The organism is Streptomyces sp. NBC_01775 (assembly GCF_035917675.1).
In the GTDB taxonomy this organism is placed as follows: domain Bacteria; phylum Actinomycetota; class Actinomycetes; order Streptomycetales; family Streptomycetaceae; genus Streptomyces.
Window position 1 is genome coordinate 1,188,606 of sequence record NZ_CP109104.1, and the last position, 22,367, is coordinate 1,210,972.

General features: G+C 71.2%; 20 protein-coding genes. 2 read left to right on the forward strand and 18 right to left on the reverse strand.

All coding sequences use genetic code 11. From position 1 onward, the window contains the following. Window positions 1-360: 360 nt before the first annotated feature. The 17 genes from OHB04_RS05675 to OHB04_RS05755 form a co-directional block, all read right to left on the reverse strand. Window positions 361-1,272, reverse strand: coding sequence for a YceI family protein (locus OHB04_RS05675; protein ID WP_326686576.1), 912 nt, complete (start codon window positions 1,270-1,272; stop codon window positions 361-363). 217 nt (window positions 1,273-1,489) lie between these two features. Then, entirely contained in the window at window positions 1,490-2,782 is a 1,293-nt protein-coding gene (locus OHB04_RS05680) for a lytic transglycosylase domain-containing protein (RefSeq protein WP_326806945.1), read from the reverse strand. 37 nt (window positions 2,783-2,819) lie between these two features. Beyond that, window positions 2,820-3,446 (reverse strand): hypothetical protein, encoded by a 627-nt coding sequence (locus OHB04_RS05685; RefSeq protein ID WP_326806946.1) that lies wholly within the window; start codon window positions 3,444-3,446, stop codon window positions 2,820-2,822. 285 nt (window positions 3,447-3,731) lie between these two features. After that, window positions 3,732-4,277, reverse strand: a complete 546-nt coding sequence (locus tag OHB04_RS05690; protein ID WP_326806947.1) for a nuclear transport factor 2 family protein — start codon at window positions 4,275-4,277, stop codon at window positions 3,732-3,734. A 170-nt stretch (window positions 4,278-4,447) separates the two neighbouring features. After that, window positions 4,448-5,035: a hypothetical protein gene (locus tag OHB04_RS05695; protein ID WP_326686581.1), complete on the reverse strand. Its 588-nt coding sequence runs from the start codon at window positions 5,033-5,035 to the stop codon at window positions 4,448-4,450. Window position 5,036: 1 nt separating this feature from the next. Beyond that, window positions 5,037-5,717 (reverse strand): hypothetical protein, encoded by a 681-nt coding sequence (locus OHB04_RS05700; RefSeq protein ID WP_326686582.1) that lies wholly within the window; start codon window positions 5,715-5,717, stop codon window positions 5,037-5,039. After that, window positions 5,714-7,030, reverse strand: a complete 1,317-nt coding sequence (locus OHB04_RS05705; RefSeq protein WP_326806948.1) for an MlaD family protein — start codon at window positions 7,028-7,030, stop codon at window positions 5,714-5,716. The genes OHB04_RS05700 and OHB04_RS05705 overlap by 4 nt, the downstream gene beginning before the upstream one ends. Beyond that, on the reverse strand, window positions 7,030-8,277 hold the full coding sequence (locus OHB04_RS05710) for an MlaD family protein (protein ID WP_326806949.1): 1,248 nt from the start codon (window positions 8,275-8,277) through the stop codon (window positions 7,030-7,032). The genes OHB04_RS05705 and OHB04_RS05710 overlap by 1 nt, the downstream gene beginning before the upstream one ends. Then, the gene (locus OHB04_RS05715; protein ID WP_326806950.1) at window positions 8,274-9,485 is read right to left on the reverse strand and encodes an MCE family protein; all 1,212 of its coding nucleotides are present in this window, start codon (window positions 9,483-9,485) and stop codon (window positions 8,274-8,276) included. Before OHB04_RS05715 ends, OHB04_RS05710 begins: the two co-directional genes overlap by 4 nt. Further along, the gene (locus tag OHB04_RS05720; RefSeq protein WP_326806951.1) at window positions 9,482-10,552 is read right to left on the reverse strand and encodes an MCE family protein; all 1,071 of its coding nucleotides are present in this window, start codon (window positions 10,550-10,552) and stop codon (window positions 9,482-9,484) included. The genes OHB04_RS05715 and OHB04_RS05720 overlap by 4 nt, the downstream gene beginning before the upstream one ends. After that, window positions 10,549-11,580: an MCE family protein gene (locus OHB04_RS05725; RefSeq protein ID WP_326686587.1), complete on the reverse strand. Its 1,032-nt coding sequence runs from the start codon at window positions 11,578-11,580 to the stop codon at window positions 10,549-10,551. Before OHB04_RS05725 ends, OHB04_RS05720 begins: the two co-directional genes overlap by 4 nt. Further along, the gene (locus OHB04_RS05730; protein ID WP_326806952.1) at window positions 11,577-12,866 is read right to left on the reverse strand and encodes an MCE family protein; all 1,290 of its coding nucleotides are present in this window, start codon (window positions 12,864-12,866) and stop codon (window positions 11,577-11,579) included. The genes OHB04_RS05725 and OHB04_RS05730 overlap by 4 nt, the downstream gene beginning before the upstream one ends. Further along, window positions 12,863-13,774 (reverse strand): MlaE family ABC transporter permease, encoded by a 912-nt coding sequence (locus OHB04_RS05735; protein WP_326686589.1) that lies wholly within the window; start codon window positions 13,772-13,774, stop codon window positions 12,863-12,865. Before OHB04_RS05735 ends, OHB04_RS05730 begins: the two co-directional genes overlap by 4 nt. Before the next feature lies 1 nt (window position 13,775). Continuing rightward, a complete protein-coding gene (locus OHB04_RS05740) occupies window positions 13,776-14,666 on the reverse strand; it encodes an MlaE family ABC transporter permease (RefSeq protein WP_326686590.1) in 891 nt (296 codons plus the stop codon). After that, complete coding sequence (locus tag OHB04_RS05745) at window positions 14,663-15,778, reverse strand: ABC transporter ATP-binding protein (protein WP_326806953.1); 1,116 nt, start codon at window positions 15,776-15,778, stop codon at window positions 14,663-14,665. The genes OHB04_RS05740 and OHB04_RS05745 overlap by 4 nt, the downstream gene beginning before the upstream one ends. 19 nt (window positions 15,779-15,797) lie before the next feature. Next, window positions 15,798-17,300 carry a DUF6801 domain-containing protein gene (locus OHB04_RS05750; protein WP_326806954.1) on the reverse strand — a complete coding sequence of 501 codons (1,503 nt, stop codon included), beginning with the start codon at window positions 17,298-17,300 and terminating at the stop codon, window positions 15,798-15,800. 199 nt (window positions 17,301-17,499) lie between these two features. Then, window positions 17,500-18,117 carry a hypothetical protein gene (locus tag OHB04_RS05755; RefSeq protein WP_326686593.1) on the reverse strand — a complete coding sequence of 206 codons (618 nt, stop codon included), beginning with the start codon at window positions 18,115-18,117 and terminating at the stop codon, window positions 17,500-17,502. A 568-nt stretch (window positions 18,118-18,685) separates the two neighbouring features. Here OHB04_RS05755 and OHB04_RS05760 point away from each other — a divergent pair. Next, window positions 18,686-20,002, forward strand: a complete 1,317-nt coding sequence (locus OHB04_RS05760; protein WP_326686594.1) for a helix-turn-helix domain-containing protein — start codon at window positions 18,686-18,688, stop codon at window positions 20,000-20,002. 44 nt (window positions 20,003-20,046) lie between these two features. Here OHB04_RS05760 and OHB04_RS05765 read toward each other — a convergent pair whose 3' ends face one another. Beyond that, window positions 20,047-20,766 carry a hypothetical protein gene (locus tag OHB04_RS05765; RefSeq protein ID WP_326686595.1) on the reverse strand — a complete coding sequence of 240 codons (720 nt, stop codon included), beginning with the start codon at window positions 20,764-20,766 and terminating at the stop codon, window positions 20,047-20,049. Window positions 20,767-21,153: 387 nt separating this feature from the next. Here OHB04_RS05765 and OHB04_RS05770 point away from each other — a divergent pair, with 387 nt between their 5' ends. Then, window positions 21,154-22,266: an isoaspartyl peptidase/L-asparaginase family protein gene (locus OHB04_RS05770; protein ID WP_326686596.1), complete on the forward strand. Its 1,113-nt coding sequence runs from the start codon at window positions 21,154-21,156 to the stop codon at window positions 22,264-22,266. Window positions 22,267-22,367 lie beyond the last annotated feature (101 nt).

Genomic DNA, 22,367 nt, shown 5'->3' on the forward strand with positions numbered 1-22,367 from the left:
CCCTGCGGGCGAGGGCCGACGATGGGCACTCTGAAGCACATCACCCCCGGGGCTTGCCTCGGACCCCGGGACAGTGGGGGGGGGAATGAAGGGGGCCAGGTCCATCGCTGAGCGGCCACGGACCGGCCCCCCGTACGCCCAGGCGTTACCCGTCGCACGCCTGGGCGTACGGCATCACAACCGCCGCCCGCGGCCCGTGGGGGGACCGCGGGCGGCCACTCCGGGGCACGGGGCCGAGGGGGCACCGGGGCAGGGGCTCTCGGCGGACCGGGCGGCAATTCAGCCCAGCCCCGGGCCCGGAAGCTTGTCGGGAGGCCGTCTCGCTGGGGGCCGTTCCGGGGGTTGGAGGCTGTTCCGGGGCTATTCCGGCGGGGTGGGGGTGCCTTCGTTGCGGTACATCGCTTGGATGTCCATCTCCAGCTTGACCGTGGGGCCGACGATGGCGATGCCCCGGGCCAGCATGTTGCGCCAGTTCAGCGTGTAGTCCTCGCGGTGCAGTTCGGCCGTGGCCAGGGCAGCACAGCGCAGCTCCTCCGCGTAGCCGCCGTTGACGGCGCCGAGGTAGGTGGTGTCCAGGCTGACGGTGCGGCTGACGCCGTGCAGAGTGAGCGTGCCCTGGACCGCCCACTTGGTGCCGCTGCGGTGGGTGAGTTTGTTGCTGACGAAGTGCAGGTAGGGGTAGCGCCCGACGTCGAGGAAGTCGGGCGAACGCAGGTGGTTGTCGCGGGACTTGTTGCCCGTGTCGATGCTGGCGGCGTCGATGGTGATCTCGATGTACGAGTCCTCCATGCGATCGGCGACCCGGATGCCCCCGTCGAAGCGGGTGAAGCGGCCGTGGACATGGGCCATTCCGACGTGCCGGGCGACGAAGCGGATCGAGGTGTGCGGGGGGTCGAACATCCACACGCCGGTCTGCGGCAGCCCTGGCTGCTGGCCCGCCTCCATCCGCACCCGCTCGGGCTGGGCACGGAAGCCGGGGGCGACCTCGACGGTGCGGTGCACCGGCTGAAGTCCCTCGACGCTCCCCATGAGCGTGTAGCCACCCGCTGGCAAGGTCACGGTGACCCGCCCGTAGGGGTCGGTGGTGGCCTTGATGACGCGCCGGCCGTTGGCGGCGTCGGTCAGGGTGACGTCCGCCCCGGGAAGCGGGTGCCCCATCGGGTCGCACAGCTCCACGCTGAAGAGCCCGGCCCCCTCCGGGAGCCCGACAGCCTGCGGGCCCCCGGTGTCGGCGGTCTTCGACTTCCTCCTCAGGAGTGCCCCGAGGCCCATAACTCTTCGCCCTGCTTCCTGGCTGCTGTGCCGCATTGGTGCGCGTACTCGTGGGGAACGGCCGGGTGTGGCCGGTTCCGATCGTACGTACGTGCCCCATATTCCCGCACACCAGGTCCTCCCAGGCAAAGCTCCCGAACGGTTCAGCGGCGCGGTTCACCGGCGGCGCCGCCCCGCCGCCGGCGTCCGACTCCCGGCCGGGAGCTGTCCGTTCGCCTCATGTCCCGGGCGTCTCGCAGGGGGTCTCACTCGGGGAGGAGGTCGGGGTGGGCGAGGGCGACCCGGTGTCCGTCGGGCTCGGCGAAGGGGACTCGGTGTCGTCCTGGCAGCCGGGCGGGTCGCCGGGATCGCTGCCGCCGGGGCCGGGCGTCCCGGGGCCGGTGGGGTGGGGGCCGGGCTCGCCGGGCCCGGGCTCGCCACCACCGTCTGTGCCGCCGCCCGCGCTCCCTCCTCCGGAGCCCCTGCCGCCCTGGCCCTTCCCCTTGCCCGGGGCCTTTCCCTTGCGGTCCTTGCCGCCCTTCCCGTCCTTGTCGCCCTTCTTTCCGTCACCGTCGCCGTCGCTGCCCGCGCCGGGGCTTGAGGGGAGCACTCCCTCGCCGTCGGGTACGGCATGGGTTCCCTTGCGGTAGAAGTCGAGCCAGGCGAGGACGGTGCGCAGGTAGTCCCCGGAGTGGTTGTAACTGAGGACGGCGGCGTGCAGACCCGGCTTGTCTCCCAGGTCGCGACCGCCGGCGCACAGATAGCGGCCGGCCGCGAGGGCGGCGTCATGGATGTTGTGCGGGTCCTTCCTGCCGTCCCCGTTGCCGTCCGCGCCCCAGCCGCGCCAGGTGGAGGGGATGAACTGCATGGGGCCGACCGCCCGGTCGTACGTACTGTCTCCGTCGTAGGCGCCGCTGTCGGTGTCGGTGATGCGCGCGAACTCTCCACCGTTGAGGACGGGGCCGAGTATGGGCTTTCGCGTGGTGCCGTCGGCTCGTACGTCTCCGCCGCGGGCCTGGCCGGACTCGACCTTGCCGATGGCCGCCAGCAGTTCCCAGGGCAGGCGGCAGCCGGGGGACTTGGTACGCAGCGTGCGCTCCGCGTTCTTGTACGCCTTCAGCACGGTGGCCGGGATGCCGGACTCGGCCTTGATCTCGCTCTTCAGCGCGCGGGCCGCCAGTTTGCCGTTCGCGCCCTTCAGGGGCGGGAGTTCGGTGTGGTACGAGCCGTCATCGGGGCTGCCCGCCTGGTAAGGGGCGCCGGAGCGGCCCGACTCCCAGGGCTTGCGGGCGTCCCGGGCGCCGACAGCGCCGGGGGCCTGCGAGGCGGTGAGGGCGGCGACGGCGACCGCGGCCAGCGCGGTGGCCGCCGCGCCCCTGCGCAGCCTGACCCTGTCACGGGTCCGGGCGGGCCCGGCCGCCCCGTGGCGTCCGGCGTCCTCGGGACATCCGGTCTCCTCGGGACATCCGGTCTCCTCCGTGCGGGATGCCGCTGTGTGGCGGCCCCGGCGGCTGCTGTCCCGCTGCGTCATGTCTCGTCCTTCCGCCGCCGTCGGCTGAGGGTGTCGATCAGTTGAGGGTGTCGATCGCGGCGATCTTCCATGTGCCGCCCTTGCGCACGGCGTCGACGGAGAGCATGGCGCCCGCGTACGTGGCGCCGTCGTCCGTTTCGGCCTTCTTTCCGTCCTTCTCGCCGTCCTTCTCGCTGCCCTTGCCCGCCTCGCCGCCGGACGCTCCGGTCCTGGCGCTGTGCTGGTCGGCGAACAGGAGTACGCGGGCCCGGTCGCCCTCCAGTGCCGAGACGGCACTGTCGGTGACGGTCGTGGTGAGCACGAGCCGCTGCTTGCCCGCCTGGGCGCGCACCTGCGCGAGGAGCTTGCGGTGCTGGGCGACGGCGCGACCGGTGAGCAGCTTGCCGGCGGCGCGCGCGTTCTTGCCCGGGTGGGCGTGGTCGTAGGAGAACAGGGCGTCGACGGCGCTGGTGACCTCGCCCTTGACCTCGCTGGTGCGGCCGGCGTCGGCCAGCGCGGTGTTGTGCGTGGCTGCGCCGTCCCGTAACGCGCCTGCCTCGGTCGCCGCCCAGGCGGCGAACCCGCCGAAGACGACGGTGAGGACGGCGCACACCACCAGCAGCCGCCGGGAGGCGTGCGCCGCGCGGCCGGGGTGCTGCCCGGCAGGCGCTGTCGCGGTCTCCATCGCCGTTGTGTGCGTCTTCGGCTTCGGCTTCGACTCCGGACCGGGCGTGGTGCCGGGGCCCGGTCTCGCGGTGGCCCCAGTGGGTGTGCGAGGCCGGACAGCCGTGGTGACAGCACTCTTCGCGGACGTACTCCTGGGCGCGGACATGTTCCTGGGCGCGGGCGTGCTCTCGGCCGCGGGCGTGCTCTCGGCCGCGGGCGTGCTCTCGGCCGTGGGCGGCTGAGCGGCCAGCCGACGACGGCGGTTGAGGAGGTGGCGGGTGGTGGACATGGCTTCCTCCGGTTCTCAGTCGCGCTCGGACGGGTCGGTGGCGGTGTAGCCGACCGGCACCTGTTCGAGGGCGCTGAGCTTCCAGCCGCCGGCGGTGCGGGTGAGTTCGCCGCGCATCCGTGTCTGCTTGGTGGCGGGCTTCTCCTTGGGTGCCTTGACCGTTGTCCGCACGGCGATGAGCACCCCGGCCCGGCCGGCGCGCTCGTCCAGTTCGGCGACGGCGCTGGAGAGGATCCGCGCCGAGGTCACCGTCCTGGCCCCCCGGATCTGCTTCTCGAACTGCTTACGGCCCTTCTTGAGCTGCCCGCGCAGGTCGCCCGTCGTCGAGGACTCCCAGGCGTCCAGGCCGCTGTTGAGCTTGCGGTGATCGAGGGTGTTGAGGTTTTGCACCGACTGCTCTCCCGCCGCACGCACCTCGTCCCGTGTCGTGGCGTAGCCGAGCGCGTCGTCGTGTGCCGCGCCGTACCAGGCGGCGCCCGCCCATGCCGCGCAGCACACCGCCGCCAGGGCCAGGACCACCGCCACCAGGGCCACCGGATTGGCCCGTCTCACCCATCCCACCTGAGTCACCTCTTCCGCCCGTCCTCGTCCTCGCACCACTGCGTTCCTGTGTTCCGCCGCGCTCCCGCGTTCCGCCGCGTTTCTCGCGTTCCGCCGCGCTCCCGCGCTCCCGCGTTCCCGCGTTCCCGCGCTCCGTTCCGTCCGTCCGTCGTCTCATCGCGCCCCGATGCTCATCGCGCCTTGATGGCGACGATCCGCCAGTCGCCGCCCTGGCGTTCCGCCGTGACCGAGAGCTGGGCACCGGCGTGTGCGGCCTTGTGTCCGGGGCGGCTGCTGGTCTGGTCGAGGAAGACGAGGAGGTGGGCGCGGTCGCCGTGCAGCCGGGTCACCCCGGAGCTGACCACCCGGCTGGCCAGCGTCAGCTTCTGCTCGGCGACGCGCTGTCCGACCTGCCCGAACAGCGCCTCGTACTGGCGTGCGGCCTTGCCGTCGAGCACATCCCTCGCCGCCTGTTCGGTCCCGGCGACGCCGTCGGGGGTGTAGGAGAAGATCCGGGCGAGCGCGTCGCCCACCTCGCCCGAGACCCGGCCGGTGGCGGCCCGGTCGGTCAGCGCCTGGTTCCTGGCGGCGTCGTCGCCCGTCAACTGGCCCGCCCGCATGAGCAGTCCCGCGCCCGAGGCGAAAGCCAGGACGAGCACGGCGAAGGCGCACCAGCGGGCGCGGCGCCCCTCCAGGACGGCGAGCGCCCGTCCCACCCCCGGGACACGGAGCGTGCGGGGACGGCGCAGGGCGCGGGGAATCCGTGGCGTCCAGCTCATCTCAGTTCCCCTCCCCCACCGGCACCGGCGTGAGGGAGGTGAGCTTCCAGCCCTCGTCCGTGCGCTCCAGACCGGCCTCGAACCGCTTGCGGTCGCTCGCGGGTGTGCCGCCCCGGGTCGTGGTCTTGACCTGTACGGTCGCGATCAGGGCCGCTGTGCCCGCCCTGTCGTCCAGTTCGGTGAGCGCGGCGTCGGTGACCCGGGCCCGCGCGCCGGTGCCGCGCTCGCGCAGGGTCTGTGCGCTCTTCTTCTCGCTGCGGCGCAGCTCTTCGCGCAGCGGGCCGGTCGCGGTCTCGCGCCAGGCGCGCAGGCCGGGGCCGACGCGCCGTGCCTCGATGGAGTTGAGGGTGGTGATGTGGGCGCGGCCCTCGGCGAGGGCGCGGTCGCGGGCCCGGGAGTAGGCCAAGTCCTCGTCCGAGTGCGCCGTCCAGTAGATCCAGCCGGAGAACGCGCAGAAGAGCAGCGCGGCCACCAGGAGTCCGCCGAGCCAGGCGGCCCGCCGCGCGCCGGACGCGTCGCCCGCTCCGTCCTCGGGGCGGGAGGGCGCCTGCTCGTCGACGCCCTGCTCGCCAGACGCCCCCTCGCCGGACACCTTCTCGCCGGACATCTCCTCCGTGCCGGGTGCCACGGAGCCGGAGCCCTGCTCGTCCGGCTCGGTGGGGTGTTGGAGCTCGGTGCTCATCGGCCGTCCTCCAGTCCGAGCAGGCCCGCCATGTCGCGCGGCCCGCGGTCGGGCAGCGCGGGCAGTCCGAGCGCTCCGGGGGCGCCGGAAGCACCAGGGGCGGAAGCGCCCTTCGCGTGGGAGCCCGCAGTGCCGTCGCTCTTGGCGCCGTGCGCGGTGCCGCTCAGCGGGAGGGAGCCGGGCCGGGCGGGGGCGGGGAGGGCGCCGCCGCCGGGCGCGTGCGCGGAGCCGCGCACGTTCTTGCCGCTGGAGGCCGGGGACGCGCAGTGCGCCCGGTCGTTGAACGGCGGGGGTGTGCCCGTCTGGAGACCGTTGCGGTAGCGGGTGCCCTGGTAGCCGGCGGTGCACGGCAGCGGGTCGAAGAAGGTGAGTGACATGCCGAAGGAGGCGCCCTTCTTGGTGATGGCCGTCGAGCCCGCCGCTGCCACCCGGGGAAGCTTGACGAGGAGTTCCTCGATGCCGCGCTCGCGGGTGACGGCGAGCTCCGAGGTGGTGGTCAAGTTGGCGAGCAGCACGCTCACGCTGGGGTCGAGGTCGCGCAGCAGCCCGGTGATCTGGGTGGCGGCGCCGGGGGTTTCGGCGATGAGCCTGCGCAGGTCCGGGTCGGAGTCCTTGAGCCGGCCCATCAGTTCCTTGGCGCCCTTGGCGAAGGACTTGAGCGCCTCGCCCTCCTCGCGCTGGGTGCGCAGCACGGTCTCGCTGTCCGTGATCAGGCCGGTGGTCTCGGGTGCCGCGCGGTCCGCCGCGTCCAGGAATTCGCTGCCGGTGTCGAGGAGGACCTCCAGGTCGTCGCCCCGGCCCTCGAAGGTGGTGCCCAGCTCGTCCACGAGGGTGCGCAGGGAGTCCAGCGGCACCGAGGAGACGAGGCTGTCGACGCTGGAGAGCACCTTGGTGGGCGGCGCGGGCAGCGCCGTGTCGGGCTGCTTGATGACGGAGCCGTCGTGCAGGTAGGGGCCCTTGCCGGTGGCGGGCCGCAGGTCGATGTACTGCTCGCCGACGGCGGAGAGGTTGGCGACGACGGCCTTGAGGTCGCCGGGGATCCGCGGGGCGGACTTCTTGATCTTCAGCTCGGCCTCGACGCCGCCGTCGGTCAGGTCGATGGCGCCGACCCGGCCCACGGACACACCCCGGTAGGTGACGTTGGAGTGCTCGAACAGGCCGCCGGTACGGGAGAGTTCGGCGCGGACGGTGTAGTGGTCGCGGAAGCCGAAGTAGTGACCGACGTCGGCGTAGCGGACGCCGATGACGCCGAGTACGAGGGCGGCGAGCGCGAAGAAGGCGAGGTTCTTGATGACCGTGGCGCGGGTGAGCATCAGCGATCGCCTCCGGCGTCCGGTGGCGTGGTCACGGCGGGCAGCGGCAGCGCGGCGGTGTCGCCCGTGCCGCCTGCCGCGCCCGTCGCGGGCCCGGGGTCCTGCGGGATCGGCTCTTCCTTCAGGGGCGGGGTGAGGATGGTGCCGGGCTGGGCCGTGAGGTTCAGATAGAGGTTGAGGTAGTCGCCCTTGACGCCGCGCAGCACCTCGTCGGTGAACGGGTAGGTGAACAGCACCTGGAGGGAGTCGGGCAGGTCCTGGCCCGCGTCGGCGAGCCGTCTGAGGGTGGGCGCCAGCGCCTTGAGGTCGGCGACGATGTCGTCCTTGCTGCGGTTGACGGTGCTGACGGCCACCTTCGAGAGGGAGTCCAGGGAGCGGAGCATGGTCATCAGCTGGCCGCGCTGGTCCTCCAGGGTGGTCAGGCCGGGGCTGACGTCGGTGAGGACGGTGCCGATGCTCTTCTTGCGGGCGGCCAGGGTGGCGGAGAGACGGTTGACGCCGTCGAGGGCCTGGGTGATGTCGCCCTTGTGCCGGTCGAGGCTGCCGACCAGCTTGTCGACTCGGCCCAGCATGGATCTGACCTCCGGTTCGTTGCCGTCCAGGGCCTTGTTCAGCTCGGTCGTGATGGTCTTGAGCTGGTTGACGCCGCCGCCGTTGAGCAGGAGGGAGAGCGCGCCGAGCACTTCTTCGACCTCGGGGTTGCGGTTGGTGCGGGAGAGGGGGATGTGGGTGCGGCCCCGGCGGGAGGCGACGGACTCCGCGGCGGAGACGCGGCGGTCGGCCGCTCCCCCGCTGTCCGGGCCCTTCCCCGTGGTGCCCCGGCCGGCGCCCTTGGGCGGCGCGAGGATCTGCACGTACTTCTCGCCCAGGAGGCTGGATTGTTCGATGCGCGCGTACGGCTCGGCGGGCAGCTCGACGTCGCCGTTGACGCGCATGGTGACCTTCGCCGTCCACCCCTTCTCGGCCAGCGAGATCTTGGTGACGCGGCCGACGGAGACGTCGTTGACCTTCACAGCGGACTGCGGGACGAGGCTGAGCACGTCGCGGAACTCGGCCGTCACCTCGTAGGGGTGGTCGCCCAGGTCGGCACCGCCGGGCAGCGGCAGGTCCTCGATGCCGGAGAAGCGGGGCACGTCAACGCCGCCGCCGAGCAGGGTGAGGGCGAGTGCCAGCGCGACCGCTGCCGCCGCCACGCCGGTCCCCGCGCGCGCCGTGCGCCGCGACATGTGCCGTCGGGATCCGCTCATCTGCCCGCCCCCTTATGTCCCTTGCCGCTCCCGGAGGCGTCGCTCTTGCCGCCGTCGGCGGGTGAGCCGTAGACCGTGCCGACCGGGGGCAGCGGGACGGCCGGGAGCGCCTTGCGCCGTCCCGGGTCGACGGGTACGAGGCCCGCCGTGCCGTTGGCCGCCGCGCCTGTCGAGGGGGTGAGGGGGCCGCCCATGCTCAGCTCGTTGATGTTGGCGCGGTTGTCCAGCGTGCCCTTGCCGGGGTTGTACGCCTTGAGGAAGTTGTCGGCGGCCAGCGGTGCCGTGTCGAGGGCCTCGGCGAGGGAGGCCCGCTGGTCGACCAGGGTCTGGGTGATCGGGGCGAGCTTCTTGACATTCTTCTTGAGGCTGCCTCTGTTGTCGTCGATGAACTTCTTCACCTTGCCCAGGGCTGTGCCGAGCTGTTTGAGGGCCTTGGCGAGGTTCTCCTTGTCGTCGGCGAGGAAGGTGTTGACGTCGGCCAGCTGCTTCTCGGCCTTGTGCACCCGTTTGTCGTTCTTCTTGAGCATGCTGGTGAAGGCGTGGAGGTACTCGACGGTGTCGAACATGTCGGTGCTGCTGCCGTTCAGGGTCTTGGCCGCCTTGCCGAACTCCTCGATGGACCGGCCGATGGCGGCGCCGTTGCCGTTGAGGTTCTTCGCGCCGGTGTCCAGCAGCCCGGAGAGCGAGCCGTCGGAGTTGGCGCCCTTGGGGCCGAGCGCGTCGCTGAGTTCGGTGATGCTCGCGTAGAGCTGGTCGACCTCCAGCGGCACCGAGTTGCGGCCGGAGGGCAGCACCGCGGCATCGGCGAGCCGGGGCCCTCCGGTGTAGGCGGGGGTGAGCTGGACGTAGCGGTCGGAGACGAGGCTCGGGGCGATGACGACGGCGCGGGCGTCGGCGGGCAGCTCGATGCCCTCGTCCACCAGCAAGGTGACCTCGACCTTCGTGCCATGTGGCGCGACGGCCGCGACCCTTCCGACGCGTACGCCCAGCACCCGCAGATCGGAGCCCTCGTAGACGCCGACGGCGCGGTCGAACCAGGCGGTGACGCGGATGCCGTCGGAGCCCCCACCGAGGACCGCGGCTCCCCCGGCGCCCGCGCCGATCACCAGCACGGTGGCGGACATCAGCGCGAGGCTGCGCAGCGGCCGGGAGCGCGGTCGCTCCGAGGCGGAGCGGGACCGCTTCATGGTCAGGTGGGGTCGCTTCATCGGCTGCGGCCTCCCGGTTTCGGCGGCCGGCAGTCGTTCTCGGGCGGGGTGCCGGGCGGCAGGTAGCGCTTGGGGACCAGCCCGCACAGGTAGCTGTCGAACCAGCGGCCGTTGCCGAGGGTGTTGCCGATCAGCCGGTAGTAGGGCCCGGCCACCTTCAGTGCGCGGTCCAGCCGTTTGCGGTTCTTCAGCAGGACGTCGGTGACCCGGTCGAGGGCGCGCAGGGTGGGGCCGAGTTGCTTGTTGTTGTCGTTCACCAGCCCCGTCAGCTCGGTACCGAGGTCGCGGGTGCCGGTGAAGAGCTGGTGGATGGCGGTGCGGCGTTTGCGGATCTCCTCCAGCAGGAGGTTGCCGTCGCGCAGGAGCGCGGTGAAGTCGGCGCGCTGGCCCTTGAGGGTCTTGGTCAGCTTCTTGCTGCCGCGCAGCAGTTCGGCCAGTTCGGTGTCGCGGGAGGAGATGGTGCGCGACAGCGCCGAGAGGCCCTTGGCCGCGCCTCGTACGTGTTCGGGGGTGTTCTGGAAGGTCTCGGAGACGGCCTGGAAGCTCTTGGCGAGCTTGTCCGAGTCGATCTCCTCGAAGGTGCGGCCGAGTCCGCTGAACGCCTGCGTCACGTCGTAGGGCGAGGTGGTGCGGCTGGTCGGGATGCGCTTGCCAGGATCCTGTGCTCCGGTGCCGAGCGGGTCGAGGGCCAGGAACTTCTCGCCCAGCAGGGTGCGGATGCTGATGGCGGCTCTGCTGGCGTTGCCGACCCAGGTGTCCTTCACCTTGAAGGTGACCTTGACCTTGGCGCCGTCGAGGGCGACATCGGTGACCTTGCCGACCTTGACGCCCGCGACCCGCACCTCGTTGCCCGGGCGCAGCCCCGCGCCCTCGGTGAAGTCGGCGGTGTAGGAGGTGCCGCCGCCGATGAGGGGCAGATCCTCGGCACGGTAGGCGACGGTGCCGAGCAGCGCGAGGACCACCAGCCCGACCAGGCAGACGGCGATGGGGTTGCGCTCGTGCATGGGTTTCAGGTGCGGCAGTCTCGGCCGCCGCCGGGTACCACGCCGGTTCGCCGTCGCGCTCATGAGCGGCACCTCGACTCCGAGATCTCGATGCCGGTGGGCGGCGTACTGCCGTCGGACGTGCTCAGGCCGTGCGTCCTGGCTTCGCACAGATAGGTGTTGAACCACGAACCGTAGGAGGCGGCCCGGCCCAGCGTCGTCATCTTGGCCGGTGCGTTGCGCAGGAAGGTCTCGAACTGGGGCGTGCCCTTGTCGAGTTCGCGGGAGAGGCGGCCCAGCTCGTGGATGTCCTGCTTGAGCGGCGCCCGGCCGTCCTTGAGGAGCCCGGCCGTGGTGGTGGCCAGGCCGCCCATGGCGGTGACGGCGTCACCGAGGGGCTTGCGGTCCTTGGCGAAGCCGGACACCAGTTCGCGCAGGCTGCCGATGAGGTCGTTGAAGCCCTTCTCGCGTGCGTTGACGGTCTTGAGCACGGAGTTGAGGTTCTTGATCAGGGAGCCGATCACCTTGTCCTTGCCGGCGAGGGTAGTGGTCAGCGAACTGATGTGCCCGACCAGCGAGGAGACGGTGCCGCCCTCGCCCTGGAGGACCTGGATGATCTCTCCGGCGAGCTGGTTGGTGTCCTTGGGCGAGAGCCCTTCGAACAGCGGCTTGAAGCCGTTGAACAGCTGGGTGAGGTCGAGCGCGGGCGTGGTGCGCGAGAGCGGGATGGTGCCGCCGGGGCGCAGGGTGCGGCCGACGGGCCCGCTGCCGCGCTGGAGGTCGACATAGCGCTGGCCGACCATGTTGAGGTACTTCACCGAGGCGCGCGCCGAGGCCGGGACGTCGCGGCCCTCCTCCACGGAGAACCGCACCTCGGCGACCCTGCGGTCCACCACCGCGATCTTCTCCACCTTGCCGACCTTGACCCCGGCGATCCGTACGCTGTCGCCCTCGACGAGGCCGGTGGCGTCGGTGAACCTGGCGCGGTAGGAGTCGGTGTCGCCGACGCCCGCGTTGGAGATGCTCAGCGCGAGGACGGTGGTGGCCAACGCGGTGACCAGCACGAAGATCAGTGACTTGACGAGGGGCCCGGCCAGACTGGCGCGCCTCATTTGATCCTCACCTCCGTCCCGCGCAGGGCCGGCCCGACCAGGACGCTGGACCAGCCGGGCAGGTCGTCCGCACGGGGCGCCTTGCCGCCGTCCAGCGAGGGGGCCAGGAGTTCGTTGACGAGCTGGTTCTCCTGGGGCGAGTTGGGCATCCCCATGCCGCCCTTGGCGTCCGCGATGGTGGCGCCTTCGGGGGCGGCTCCGGCCGAGGCCCGGTCCTTGGCGGCCGTGCCGCCGGAGGGGCCCAGGTAGGGCACGGAGTAGCAGCGCGGTGAGCCGCCGCCGGTGTAGGCGGGGGCGTCCTTGCCGGGCACGTACTTGCCGCGCGACGGCACGACCTTCAGCTCGACATGGAGGCCGGGCTCGTCGGTGCCCTTGCCGAGCGCCTTGTCCATGACGGGCACGAAGTTGCTGAGGGTGCGCAGGGTGCAGGGGAAGGAGGGCGACTGTGCGGCCAGTGCCCGGAGGGTGGGCCGCCCCGCGCGCGCGAGGCGGATGATGTTCTCCTCGTTCTCCCGCAGGAAGGTGGTCAGCTCCCGTGCGGTGCCCGTGGCGGCGTCGTACGCGGTGGCCAGGTCCTCGGCCTTCTCCGCGAGGGTGCTGCTGGTGGTGGCGAAGTCGGAGAGCGCCGTGAGCACGTCGGGCGCCGCCTCCGCGTAGAGGTGGCTGACCTTGACGAGTTCCTTGATGTCCCGGTTGAGCGCGGGAAGTTGGGGGTTCAGCTTGCGCAAGTAGGCGTCCAGTGTGACGAGGTTGTCGCCGAGCTTGCCGCCCCTGCCCTCCAGCGCCTGCGAGACGGCGGTCAAGGTGGCGGAGAGCTTGTGGGGCTGCACGGCGGTGAGGGTGGGCAGCAGGTCATCCAGGACCTGTTCCAGCTCGATGGCGTTGCGGCTGCGGTTCTGCGGGATGGTGGCGCCCGCCCGGATCGCCTCTCCCGTGGAGTTCCTGGGCGGTACGAGTGCGACGTAGCGCTGTCCGAAGACGGTGGTGGGCAGCATCTGCGCGGTGACGTCGGCGGGGATTCCGTCGAGCTTTCCGGGCTGGAGCGCGAGGCGCAGCCGGGCGCCCTCCCCGTCGGAGTCGATCTCGCGCACCTGGCCCACGACGACGCCGCGCAGCTTCACATCGGCGTTGACGTGCATCTCGTTGCCCACCTGCGAGGTGCGCACGGTCAGGTCGGCCTCGTCGGTGAACTGCTTGTCGTAGACGGCCACCGAGAGCCAGATCAGCAGCGCCGGCACCAGCAGGAAGACGACTCCCGCCAGCCTGCGGCGCAGCGTGGCGCTCATCCGGCGACCTTCACCGTGGTCGTGGCGCCCCAGATGGCCAGGCTGAGGAAGAAGTCGGTGACGCTGATGAGCACGATCGCGTTGCGCACCGACCGGCCCACCGCGATGCCGACACCCGCGGGCCCTCCGCTGGCGCGGTAGCCGTAGTAGCAGTGGGTGAGGATCACCATGACGCTGAAGATGAGGACCTTGAGGAAGGACAGCAGCACGTCGGTGGGCGAGAGGAAGAGCCCGAAGTAGTGGTCGTAGGTGCCCGCCGACTGGTCGTTGTAGTAGACGGTGATGAAGCGCGAGGAGAGGTAGGAGCTGAGCAGCCCGATGCCGTAGAGCGGGATGATGCCGACGACACCGGCGATGATGCGGGTGGTCACCAGGTAGGGCATGGAGCGGATGCCCATGCTGTCGAGCGCGTCGATCTCCTCGTTGATGCGCATCGCGCCCAGCTGCGCGGTGAATCCGGCGCCGAGGGTGGCGGAGAGCGCGAGGCCCGCGACGAGGGGGGCGATCTCGCGGGTGTTGAAGTAGGCGGAGATGAAGCCGGTGAAGGCTTCGGTGCCGATCTGGTTGAGCGCGGCGTAGCCCTGGAGGCCGACGACGGTGCCGGTGAACAGGGTCATCGCCGTCATCACGCCGACGGTGCCGCCGATGACACCGAGCCCGCCGCTGCCGAACGCGACCTCGGCGAGCAGCCGTTGGACCTCGCGCAGATACCGCAGCAGGGTCTTGGGCACCCACAGCAGGGCGCGGATGTAGAAGAGCAGCTGGTCGCCGGGCTGGTCGAGCCAGGCGAACAGCCTCCCCGGGCGCACGGTGCGCTTCGCGCGCTCCCCCGCCCGGCGGTCGCCGTCCCCCTGCGGGGTGGGCTCGGGCTCGGGGGCTCCGGTCTGGTCCTTGTCGAGGAGGGCCATCTCAGGCTCCCTTCGGCGGGACGAGCTGGAGGTAGATGCCGGTGAGGACCATGTTCACGAAGAAGAGGAGGAGGAAGGTGATGACGACGGACTGGTTGACGGCGTCCCCCACGCCCTTGGGCCCGCCGCGCGGGTTGAGGCCCCGGTAGGAGGCGACGATGCCGGCGATGAAGCCGAAGATGAGGGCCTTGATCTCGCTGATGTAGAGATCGGGCAGCTGGGCGAGGGCCGAGAAGCTGGCGAGGTAGGCCCCGGGGGTGCCGTCCTGGAGAACGACGTTGAAGAAATAGCCGCCCAGGGTGCCGACGACCGAGACCATGCCGTTGAGAAGTACGGCGACGCACACGGTGGCCAGCACCCGGGGCACCACGAGCCGCTGAATGGGTGAGACGCCCATGACCTCCATGGCGTCCAGTTCCTCGCGGATCTTGCGGGAGCCCAGATCGGCGCAGATCGCCGAGCCGGCCGCGCCGGAGATCAGCAGCGCGACGATCAGCGGGCTGGCCTGCTGGATGTTGACGAGCACGCTGGCCGCGCCGGTGAAGGACTGGGCGCTGATCTGGCTGGTCAGCGAACCGACCTGGAGGGCGATGACCGCGCCGAACGGGATGGAGACCAGCGCTGCCGGGAGGATGGTGACGCTGGCGATGAACCAGAACTGCTCGATGAACTCCCGCACCTGGAACGGCCGCCGGAAGATCGCGCGCAGCACGGTGACCGACAGCGCGAACAGCTTGCCGGGCTCGCGCAGGAAGCCGAGGCCCCGCAAGGGCGTCCTGGCTGCGGAGGTCTTGGCAGCGCGCTTCTCGGCTGCCGACGTCTTGGCTGCGGGCGTCTTGGCGGGTGGCGCCTTCTTCCGCTTCCCGGGGGGCCGGGGCTCGATCGCTGTCATGGCCGCTCCTCCGGCCGGGGGGCGGAGGTGTCCACGGAGAGGGGGGCCGCGTTCGGGTCGACGGCCTGGGCGCTGCCGGAGCCCGGGCCTCGGCCGGGGCCGCTGCCCGGACGGTGCGCGGTGCGCCGGGGTAACGGAGGCGCGTTCTGCGGCAGGCTGGCCTCGATGGCGCGGCGCGCGGCGGGCGGCAGTTGGCCGAGCATGCCCATGACCCGCTCCCTGCGTCGGCGTACGGCTTGGCGCTCGGGCAGGCCCGGGGTGGGTTCGAGCTGGGGTACGACTTCGCGCGGTACGGCGTTGAGCGGCCCGGGCGCACTGCCGTCGGCCTCGCGGGCGAGGGTCGCCGCGTCCTTTTCCTCGGACATTCCGATGGGCCCGGTGCGGCTGCCGCTCAGGAATTGCGCCACCACGGGCTCGTCACTGGTGAGCAGCACCTCTCGCGGGCCGAAGGTGACGAGATTACGGCGGAAGAGCATTCCCATGTTGTCGGGAACGGTCGCCGCGATGTCGAGATTGTGCGTGACGATCAGCATCGTCGCGTCGATCTGGGCGTTCAGGTCGATGAGCAGCTGGGAAGTAAAGGCGGTGCGCACCGGGTCCAGCCCGGAATCCGGCTCGTCGCACAGGATGATCTGCGGGTCGAGGACGAGCGCGCGGGCGAGCCCGGCGCGCTTGCGCATTCCGCCGGATATCTCGCCCGGCAGCTTCCCCTCGTCGCCGATCAGGCCGACCATGTCCAGCCGCTCCATGACGATGCGGCGGATCTCGGACTCCTTCTTCCTCGTGTGCTCACGCAGCGGAAAGGCGATGTTGTCGAAGAGGTTCATCGAGCCGAACAGCGCGCCGTCCTGGAACATGAGCCCGAACTTCTTGCGCGCCTCGTACACATCGCGCTCGCGGCTGTTGACCATGTCGACGCCGTCCACGTCGACGCTGCCCCGCTCGGGCTTGACCAGCCCGATGAGCGACTTGAGGAACACCGTCTTGCCCGTGCCCGAGGGCCCCAGCATGACGCTGACCTCACCGGCGGGCAGCGTGAGCGTGACGTCCTGCCAGATGTTCTTCCTGCCGAAGGACTTGGTGAGCCCCCGGACGGCTACTTCGATTCCCATGACGCCTCCCGGCACGTGGTCACTTCGGCAGTTCCGGGACCGCTGGAGGAGCCGGGCACTTTCCGGTCGAAGCCGATACGCTGCACACCGCCCCTTGGTGCATCTTCAGGTAGTTTCCGCTTCCCGAAATGGCGGCGGTGAAGAGGCTGTCCAGGTCTTCACCGCCGGTACCGCACCCGGAGAAGGGGGGAATGTCGAGCTTGGCCCGCAGGACTCCCCCTTTCAGCACGCTGTATTCGGGCGTCGCACCTTTCAGTTGAATGTCGATGGGGCGGGAGGTGCGGCAGTCAGGCCCCACCGGGAGCGGCTGCCCGTTCACCTTCACGTCGTGCATTCTGAGTGTCTGGCTCATGTAGATGCTGGCGTAGTTCGGCGCCGAGGAGCTGCGCTGTTCGGTGATGATCGTCAGCGGGGAGCTGATGAACTCCACCTGTGCGGTGACCGGCATGAAGTCGAAATCCAGGAATGTGGCGGTGGAGTCAGGGAGGTCGATCTCCCCCACGCTGCGGGTGGAGTTGTAGTTGCCCTGCGGGGTGGTGGCCGAGACGATGGTCTGGTTGGCCCGGAGATTGACGGTCTCGGCGCCGTCCATGGGGTCGTTGATCACCATCGCGCCGTTCAGCTTCGTCACGTTCGACACCGCGACGGGCACGGCGCACCAGTGGACGCCCGGAAGGTTGGTCACTCTCGCGTTGGGCGGCAGCGGCGGGATCTTGGACTTGTCGATCTCGGCCGTGGGCGGGGTGGTCGCGCACGGCTTGGCAGGCGGCAGCGGTTCGTCACCCACGTCGATGCCGCCCTCACGGGCCGACGGGCCGGACTTCGGATCCGACCCCTTCGACGGCGCGGAGGGCTTCGGCGTGTCCGAGGGGCTCGGCGAGGAGGGGTCCGTCTCCTGATCGCGCACCCGCACCGTGGCCAGCCGGAGGTCCTGGTCCGGCGCGGGCCGGCAGACCGCGCTCGGCGGAGCCTTCGCCGGCAGGGTCGAGGGCTCGCCGGTGGGCCGCTGCTCAGGGGTGAGATCGAGCGCGAGGTCCCCGGCGGTGAAGGTCACGTCCCCCTCTTCGGCGACGGTGACGGGCGGGACATCGCCCTTGTGGCTCAAGGACAGCTCGCCGGATTCGGGCACCGGCGTCGGCTCCGCCTTCAGCCCCTCCCATCTGGCGTCGGCGGACGAGTCCCCCTGGACGACCCGCACCGTGAGCGCCGCCTCGGAGGTGACGGTCCCGGTCCCGGCGGGCAGCAGATCACCGAGCGCGCCCTGCGGGATCTTGACCTCGACGCTCAGCTCGCGGGGCTGAAGGGGTACTCCGGGAGCCGCCGCCTCCGGGAAGTCCGCCGAGAGCAGGGCCTGGACGCGCTGGGCCCCCGACGGGAACGCGCAGTCGTAGGACACGGTGACCTTCGCCGTCTGCTCCCTCGCCTCCGAACCCGTCCCGGGCAGCATCCCGGCCAGCAACGCCGCCGCGCCCACGGCGGCCAGCCGCGCGGACAGGCGCCTGTTGTTCGCGCTCCGGTTCACTGTTCTCCTCGTACGGGTGAGGGATGCGCCGCTGCTCCTCGTGCGGGTGAGGGTTCTCCTCGTGCGGGTCAGGGTTCTCCTCGTGCGAGTGCGAGTGCGGGATGCGTCGCCGCGTCACCGGGCGGCGGACGTACCGGCGAACTCGACGGTGCGACTGCCGCGCCCCTCCCGGGTGGGACAGGCGCGACAGCCCCGGTGGTCAGTCGGCCGTGATCGTCTGGGCCGGGTCCGTGTCGTAGGCGGCGTCGAACGTCGCCGCGTCGCCCGGGTTGATCAGGCCGAGGCAGTTGGCATCGGTGGCCTCGAGGTTGCCGGCGTTGATGACCAGCTGATGGGTGGTGTTGTCGAAGTAGCCGGTGACCGTGGCGTTCCCGCCGCCCGGCCCCGCGAAGGAGGCGGTGCACAGGCCGTCGGGGTCGCTGATGGTGGCCTTCACTCCGGACACCGAGCCCACCACCCGGTTCGGGTTGGAGGCGTCGACCGACTGGGCGTTGATGCTCAGCGGGCTGGAAACGGTGACGTTGAAGCTGATACCGGCCAGCGAACAGCCGGAGAACGTCAGCGAGCTGATGGAGCCGAGGCCCGCTCCCGCGTTGCCGGAGCCGGTCTTCAAGCTGCCGGAGGCCGCCGAAGAGTCGCACGTCAGCGTGGCGTTGGGAACGGAGAGGGTGGGGTTCGCAGCCGAGGCCGAGAACGACCCGCCCGGTGCGGCCGTCCAGGTCACCGCCGAGGTGGCGGACGCCGAGGCGGCGGAGAAGCCGAGGGCAGCGGTTGCGGCGACAGCCGCGACCGCGGCCCGCCTGGTGAATTTGCGCACGTGATTCCCTCCACTGGATTTGGGATCCTGAAGAGCTGTACTCCGCACCGGGGCAACCTTTGACGCAGCCGTTTCGATCACTCGGAAGGCTGCGCCACGCCAATTTCCGTATGCCCTGCGGGCATCTGGCAAGACGGACGTTACGCACTAGTAACGCAGCCGTGCAATACCCCTGGACAAGAAGCAATCCGGCTCCTTTGGGGGATCTTTTTTCTTGTCATCCGGCGAGTGTCGGGAAAGAAAAATTCATCACCGGGTGCGCGTCCGGGTCCGTACCGGGTGACGCGACAGCGCGCCGGTGGCAGCGTGGTGGCTCCCGCGTGTACCCCGCATCTTCGTCGTTCCGGAGGGCTGCGCTGCCGGGTCGGCTGGTTTATGGTCTGCGGTGCACGAGCGCCGAGGCCGTACCCCCCAGCGGCCCAGGTGTTGCCCCGCGCGGGCCCGGGAGAGGGGTGCCGCGCCCCGATCGGAACCCGCCGGCCGCACAGGCCGCACACACCGGACTCGTCCCCCACCCTGGCCGGTTGGCTTTCGCCACGCCCCGAGGCCGGCAGTGGAGGGTACGTCCATGGTGCACACAGCAGTTCCCCCGGTCCTGACGGAGGCACCGGGCCCGCTCCCCCAGGAGCTGGCGGCCATCATGTGGCCCGAACTCCCCGCCGTCGCGGAGGAGATGGTGCACGAGATCGGCCGGGCGGTGCCCGAATACCGCCCCTTGCTGGAGGGGCCGTACCGCACCGTCCTCCTGCACTGCGTACAGCAGAACCTCACGACCTTCGTGGAACTGGTCGCCGACCCCGGCGCCTCCACGGACCAGCGGGACGCGATGTGCCGCAGGCTCGGCCGCTTCGAGGCGCACGAGGGCCGGGGGCCGCACTGCCTCCAGTCGGCGATGCGCACCAGCGCCCGGGTGGGGCTGCGACGGGCGAACAGCGTCGGCACCCGCTACAGCCTCCCGGCCTCGCTGATCGTCTCCTTCGCCGACGCGGTCTTCGCCTATACGGACGTGATCGAGTCGCTGTGCCGCGAGGGCTACGTGGAGGCCAAGGGCGGCCGGGACGACGAGTGGGAGTCGCAGCGCGGCAGGCTGCTGCGGCTGATCCTGGCGAGCCCGGCGCGGGAGAGCGCGGGCCCGGCGCACGAGGGCGGCGGCAGTCCGCACCCCACGCTCCTCGAACTCGCGCAGCGCGTCGGCTGGCGCGTGCCGGAGCAGGTGACGCTGGTGGCGCTCGCGCCGGGTGAGAGCCGAAGACGCTTACGCCTGGCGGGACTTGACGACGACGTGCTCGCCGATCTGGACGACCGGCGGCCCCATCTGCTGGTGCCGGGCGAGGTGGACGAGGCACGTCAGGCGATGCTGGAGGCCGCGCTGGAGGGCCGGCGCGCGGTGATCGGCGCGACGGTGGGGCTGGGCGGCGCGCCCGACTCGCTGCGCTGGGCGCGGCAGACGCTCTCCCTGGTGGAGACGGGCACCATCCAGGGGGCGGCCACGACGCGCTGCGAGGAGCACCTGGTCACCCTCTGGCTGCTGGGCGACCCGGCGCTCGCCGAGCGGCTGGCCCTGCGACAGCTCGCCCCGCTCGACGGCCTGACGCCGGGGCAGAAGGAGCGCCTGGCCGACACGCTCAGGACGTGGCTGACCACGCGCGGCACGGCGGCGCACATGGCGGAGCTGCTGCACCTGCACCCGCAGACGGTGCGCTACCGCATGCGGGCGCTCAAACGGATACTGGGCACCCAACTGGGCGATCCCGACCAGCGGTTCGCGACGGAGCTGGCGCTGCGCGCGCTGCACCTGCGGCGGCGGAACACGGGGCGGCTCCCGGCCGCCGCGCACGCACAGGGCCCGGAGCCGGAGATGCCGCGGGGCCACGACGGCGGCTGAGACCGCGCCGGGTCCGCGGCACCTGAACGCTCACTTGTGGCGGGTCACTTCGCCGTCTGCGCCGCGGGAGCCGACGCCGCCGCTGACGGCGGCGGCTGCGTGGCCTTGCCGAGGGTGAGGGTGATGGTGTTGCCGTCCCCCGGGACCATGCTGTTGATGACCGGGGTGGCCAGCAGGCAGTGCTCGAACTCGGGGATGGTGTAGGTCCCGCTCAGCTTGCCGCCCGCGAAGACGCTGAAGCCGGGCTCGGACTTCAGGTCGATGACGGCGGGCGTCTTCGTCTTGCAGTTCGGCCCCACCGGGGTCGGGATACCGGCGACCTTGAGGTTCTTCAGCCGGAGCGTCAGGTGCGAGGAGGTGGTCACCGAGCCGGTTTTCAGGTCGAGCTTGCCGGCCGTCGGCTCCTCCTCGATGAACTCGGTCGTCACCGAGACCGGGATGCCCAGCGCCTTGAACGACCCGTCCGCGTCGGGGAGCTGGGTCTGTGCCGTCAGGGCGCCGGTGGCCATGTCGGTCGAGGACTTCAGCGTGCCGGGGCCCAGCGCCAGGTCGTTGTCGGGCCCCGCGAGGTGGGTGGTGCCGCTGAGGGGGTAGTCGAGGCGGACCGGCGCCGCCGCCGCACCGGCTTCGGCCTGCGCGGTTCCCGTCGCGAGCGCCACACAGCCGAGTGTGGCCGCCACCGCCGCTCCCGCGCGCGCGGCGGCTCCGGCGCGGCGGGACGATCCGTACAGCGTGCGTTTCGTACCGGACAGCGTGCGTTTCATATCAGCTCCTGAATGTCGTGGGCTGCACCCACACGCATGAGCGGACCCCGCGGCCAAGGGGGGCAAGGCCACGGGGTCCTGGCCGCGGAATGCGGCCTGGGGAAACGACTCGCGAGCCATGACGCCGACGGAAAGGCGGCGCCCCGGTGAAACGCACGCTACGGACGGGTAACTCCGGTGGCAATACCCATTCCTTGATTTCCGGAATGCGGCACGGAAAGAGCGTATTTCTTGTCTGTGCCCGAGCAATTCAACGGGATTATTCATCGGCGGCTGAGCACACGCGGGGCGGCCGGGCATACGAGCCGGTGGCGTCCAAGGGGCTCTCGGAGCGCCGCGCCTCCAGTAACGTGCGCGGCGTTCCAAGGTCGTGGATCAGGAGGACTCATGCGTATACGTCCCAGATCGTGGCTGTTCCCCGCACTGGCGACGGCGACGACGCTCACCGTGGCGCTCGTCGTCGTCCCCCGGCAGCTGGACCCGGACGACGACGGCACCCCGGCGGCCTCCGCCGCCGCACCCGCCGCACAGGCGGCACCCGCCCCCGCCGGCAAGGCGAAGCCCGACGCCCGCGATGTGGTGCTCGCCGTGCACGGCGGCGCCGGTACCGCCCTCTCGCGCGACGAGACCAGCCCCGAGCAGGAGAAGGCGTACCGCGACGGGCTCGCGCGGGCGCTGCGGGCCGGAAAGAAGGTGCTGGACAAGGGCGGCACCAGCACCCGGGCCGTCGAGAAGGCGGTGAACGTGCTGGAGGACGACCCGCTGTTCAACGCGGGCAAGGGCGCCGTCTTCACCGCCGACGCGGGCCACGAACTGGACGCCTCGATCATGCGCGGCTCGGACCTGGCGGCCGGAGCGGTGGCCGGGGTCAAGCACGTACGCAACCCGATCACGGCCGCCCGGCTGGTCATGGACAAGACCAAGCATGTGCTGCTGGCCGGTCAGGGTGCGGACGACTTCGCCGTCCAGCAAGGACTCAAGCCCGTGACACAGGACTACTACTGGACCCAGCGGCGCTGGGACGAGCTCATGAAGGCCAAGGGCCACCAGCCCGTCAAGGACACCACCAAGGGCACGGTGGGCGCGGTCGCGGTCGACGGGAAGAAGGACCTGTCGGCGGCGACCTCGACGGGCGGGCTCACCAACAAGATGGCGGGCCGCGTCGGTGACTCGCCCGTCATCGGCGCCGGGACCTACGCCAAGAACAGCACCGTCGCCGCCAGCGCCACCGGCCAGGGCGAGGTCTTCATCCGGGGCGCGGCGACCGCCACCATCTCGAACCTGATGGAGTTCGGCGGGAAGGACCTCGCCAAGGCGTCGTACGAGGTACTCGTCGAGCGGCTGCCGAAGCTCGGCGGTGACGGCGGTGTCATCGCGCTGGACGGCAAGGGCACCTTCGACGCACCGCACAGCAGCGAGGGCATGCTGCACGGGTACCTGACCCGGGACGGAAAACTCGTCACGAAGATCTTCAAGGACGAGTCCCCGCCCAACAGCTGAGTCCCGCTCACGTCCCCCCGCGACGGCGGGACGTCCCACGGCGCGAACCGGCGGTGCCGAACTTCCGTGCGGTGCAGCTTGCTCGGCACCGCCGAACGCGT

What these genes read in the sequence shown, in the direction of transcription:
- OHB04_RS05675 (WP_326686576.1), bottom strand. Translation starts at nt 1,272, where the DNA reads ATGGGCCTCGGGGCACTCCTGAGGAGGAAGTCGAAGACCGCCGACACC.
- OHB04_RS05680 (WP_326806945.1), bottom strand. Translation starts at nt 2,782, where the DNA reads ATGACGCAGCGGGACAGCAGCCGCCGGGGCCGCCACACAGCGGCATCC.
- OHB04_RS05685 (WP_326806946.1), bottom strand. Translation starts at nt 3,446, where the DNA reads ATGGAGACCGCGACAGCGCCTGCCGGGCAGCACCCCGGCCGCGCGGCG.
- OHB04_RS05695 (WP_326686581.1), bottom strand. Translation starts at nt 5,035, where the DNA reads ATGAGCTGGACGCCACGGATTCCCCGCGCCCTGCGCCGTCCCCGCACG.
- OHB04_RS05700 (WP_326686582.1), bottom strand. Translation starts at nt 5,717, where the DNA reads ATGAGCACCGAGCTCCAACACCCCACCGAGCCGGACGAGCAGGGCTCC.
- OHB04_RS05705 (WP_326806948.1), bottom strand. Translation starts at nt 7,030, where the DNA reads ATGCTCACCCGCGCCACGGTCATCAAGAACCTCGCCTTCTTCGCGCTC.
- OHB04_RS05710 (WP_326806949.1), bottom strand. Translation starts at nt 8,277, where the DNA reads ATGAGCGGATCCCGACGGCACATGTCGCGGCGCACGGCGCGCGCGGGG.
- OHB04_RS05715 (WP_326806950.1), bottom strand. Translation starts at nt 9,485, where the DNA reads ATGAAGCGACCCCACCTGACCATGAAGCGGTCCCGCTCCGCCTCGGAG.
- OHB04_RS05720 (WP_326806951.1), bottom strand. Translation starts at nt 10,552, where the DNA reads ATGAGCGCGACGGCGAACCGGCGTGGTACCCGGCGGCGGCCGAGACTG.
- OHB04_RS05725 (WP_326686587.1), bottom strand. Translation starts at nt 11,580, where the DNA reads ATGAGGCGCGCCAGTCTGGCCGGGCCCCTCGTCAAGTCACTGATCTTC.
- OHB04_RS05730 (WP_326806952.1), bottom strand. Translation starts at nt 12,866, where the DNA reads ATGAGCGCCACGCTGCGCCGCAGGCTGGCGGGAGTCGTCTTCCTGCTG.
- OHB04_RS05735 (WP_326686589.1), bottom strand. Translation starts at nt 13,774, where the DNA reads ATGGCCCTCCTCGACAAGGACCAGACCGGAGCCCCCGAGCCCGAGCCC.
- OHB04_RS05740 (WP_326686590.1), bottom strand. Translation starts at nt 14,666, where the DNA reads ATGACAGCGATCGAGCCCCGGCCCCCCGGGAAGCGGAAGAAGGCGCCA.
- OHB04_RS05745 (WP_326806953.1), bottom strand. Translation starts at nt 15,778, where the DNA reads ATGGGAATCGAAGTAGCCGTCCGGGGGCTCACCAAGTCCTTCGGCAGG.
- OHB04_RS05760 (WP_326686594.1), top strand. Translation starts at nt 18,686, where the DNA reads ATGGTGCACACAGCAGTTCCCCCGGTCCTGACGGAGGCACCGGGCCCG.
- OHB04_RS05765 (WP_326686595.1), bottom strand. Translation starts at nt 20,766, where the DNA reads ATGAAACGCACGCTGTCCGGTACGAAACGCACGCTGTACGGATCGTCC.
- OHB04_RS05770 (WP_326686596.1), top strand. Translation starts at nt 21,154, where the DNA reads ATGCGTATACGTCCCAGATCGTGGCTGTTCCCCGCACTGGCGACGGCG.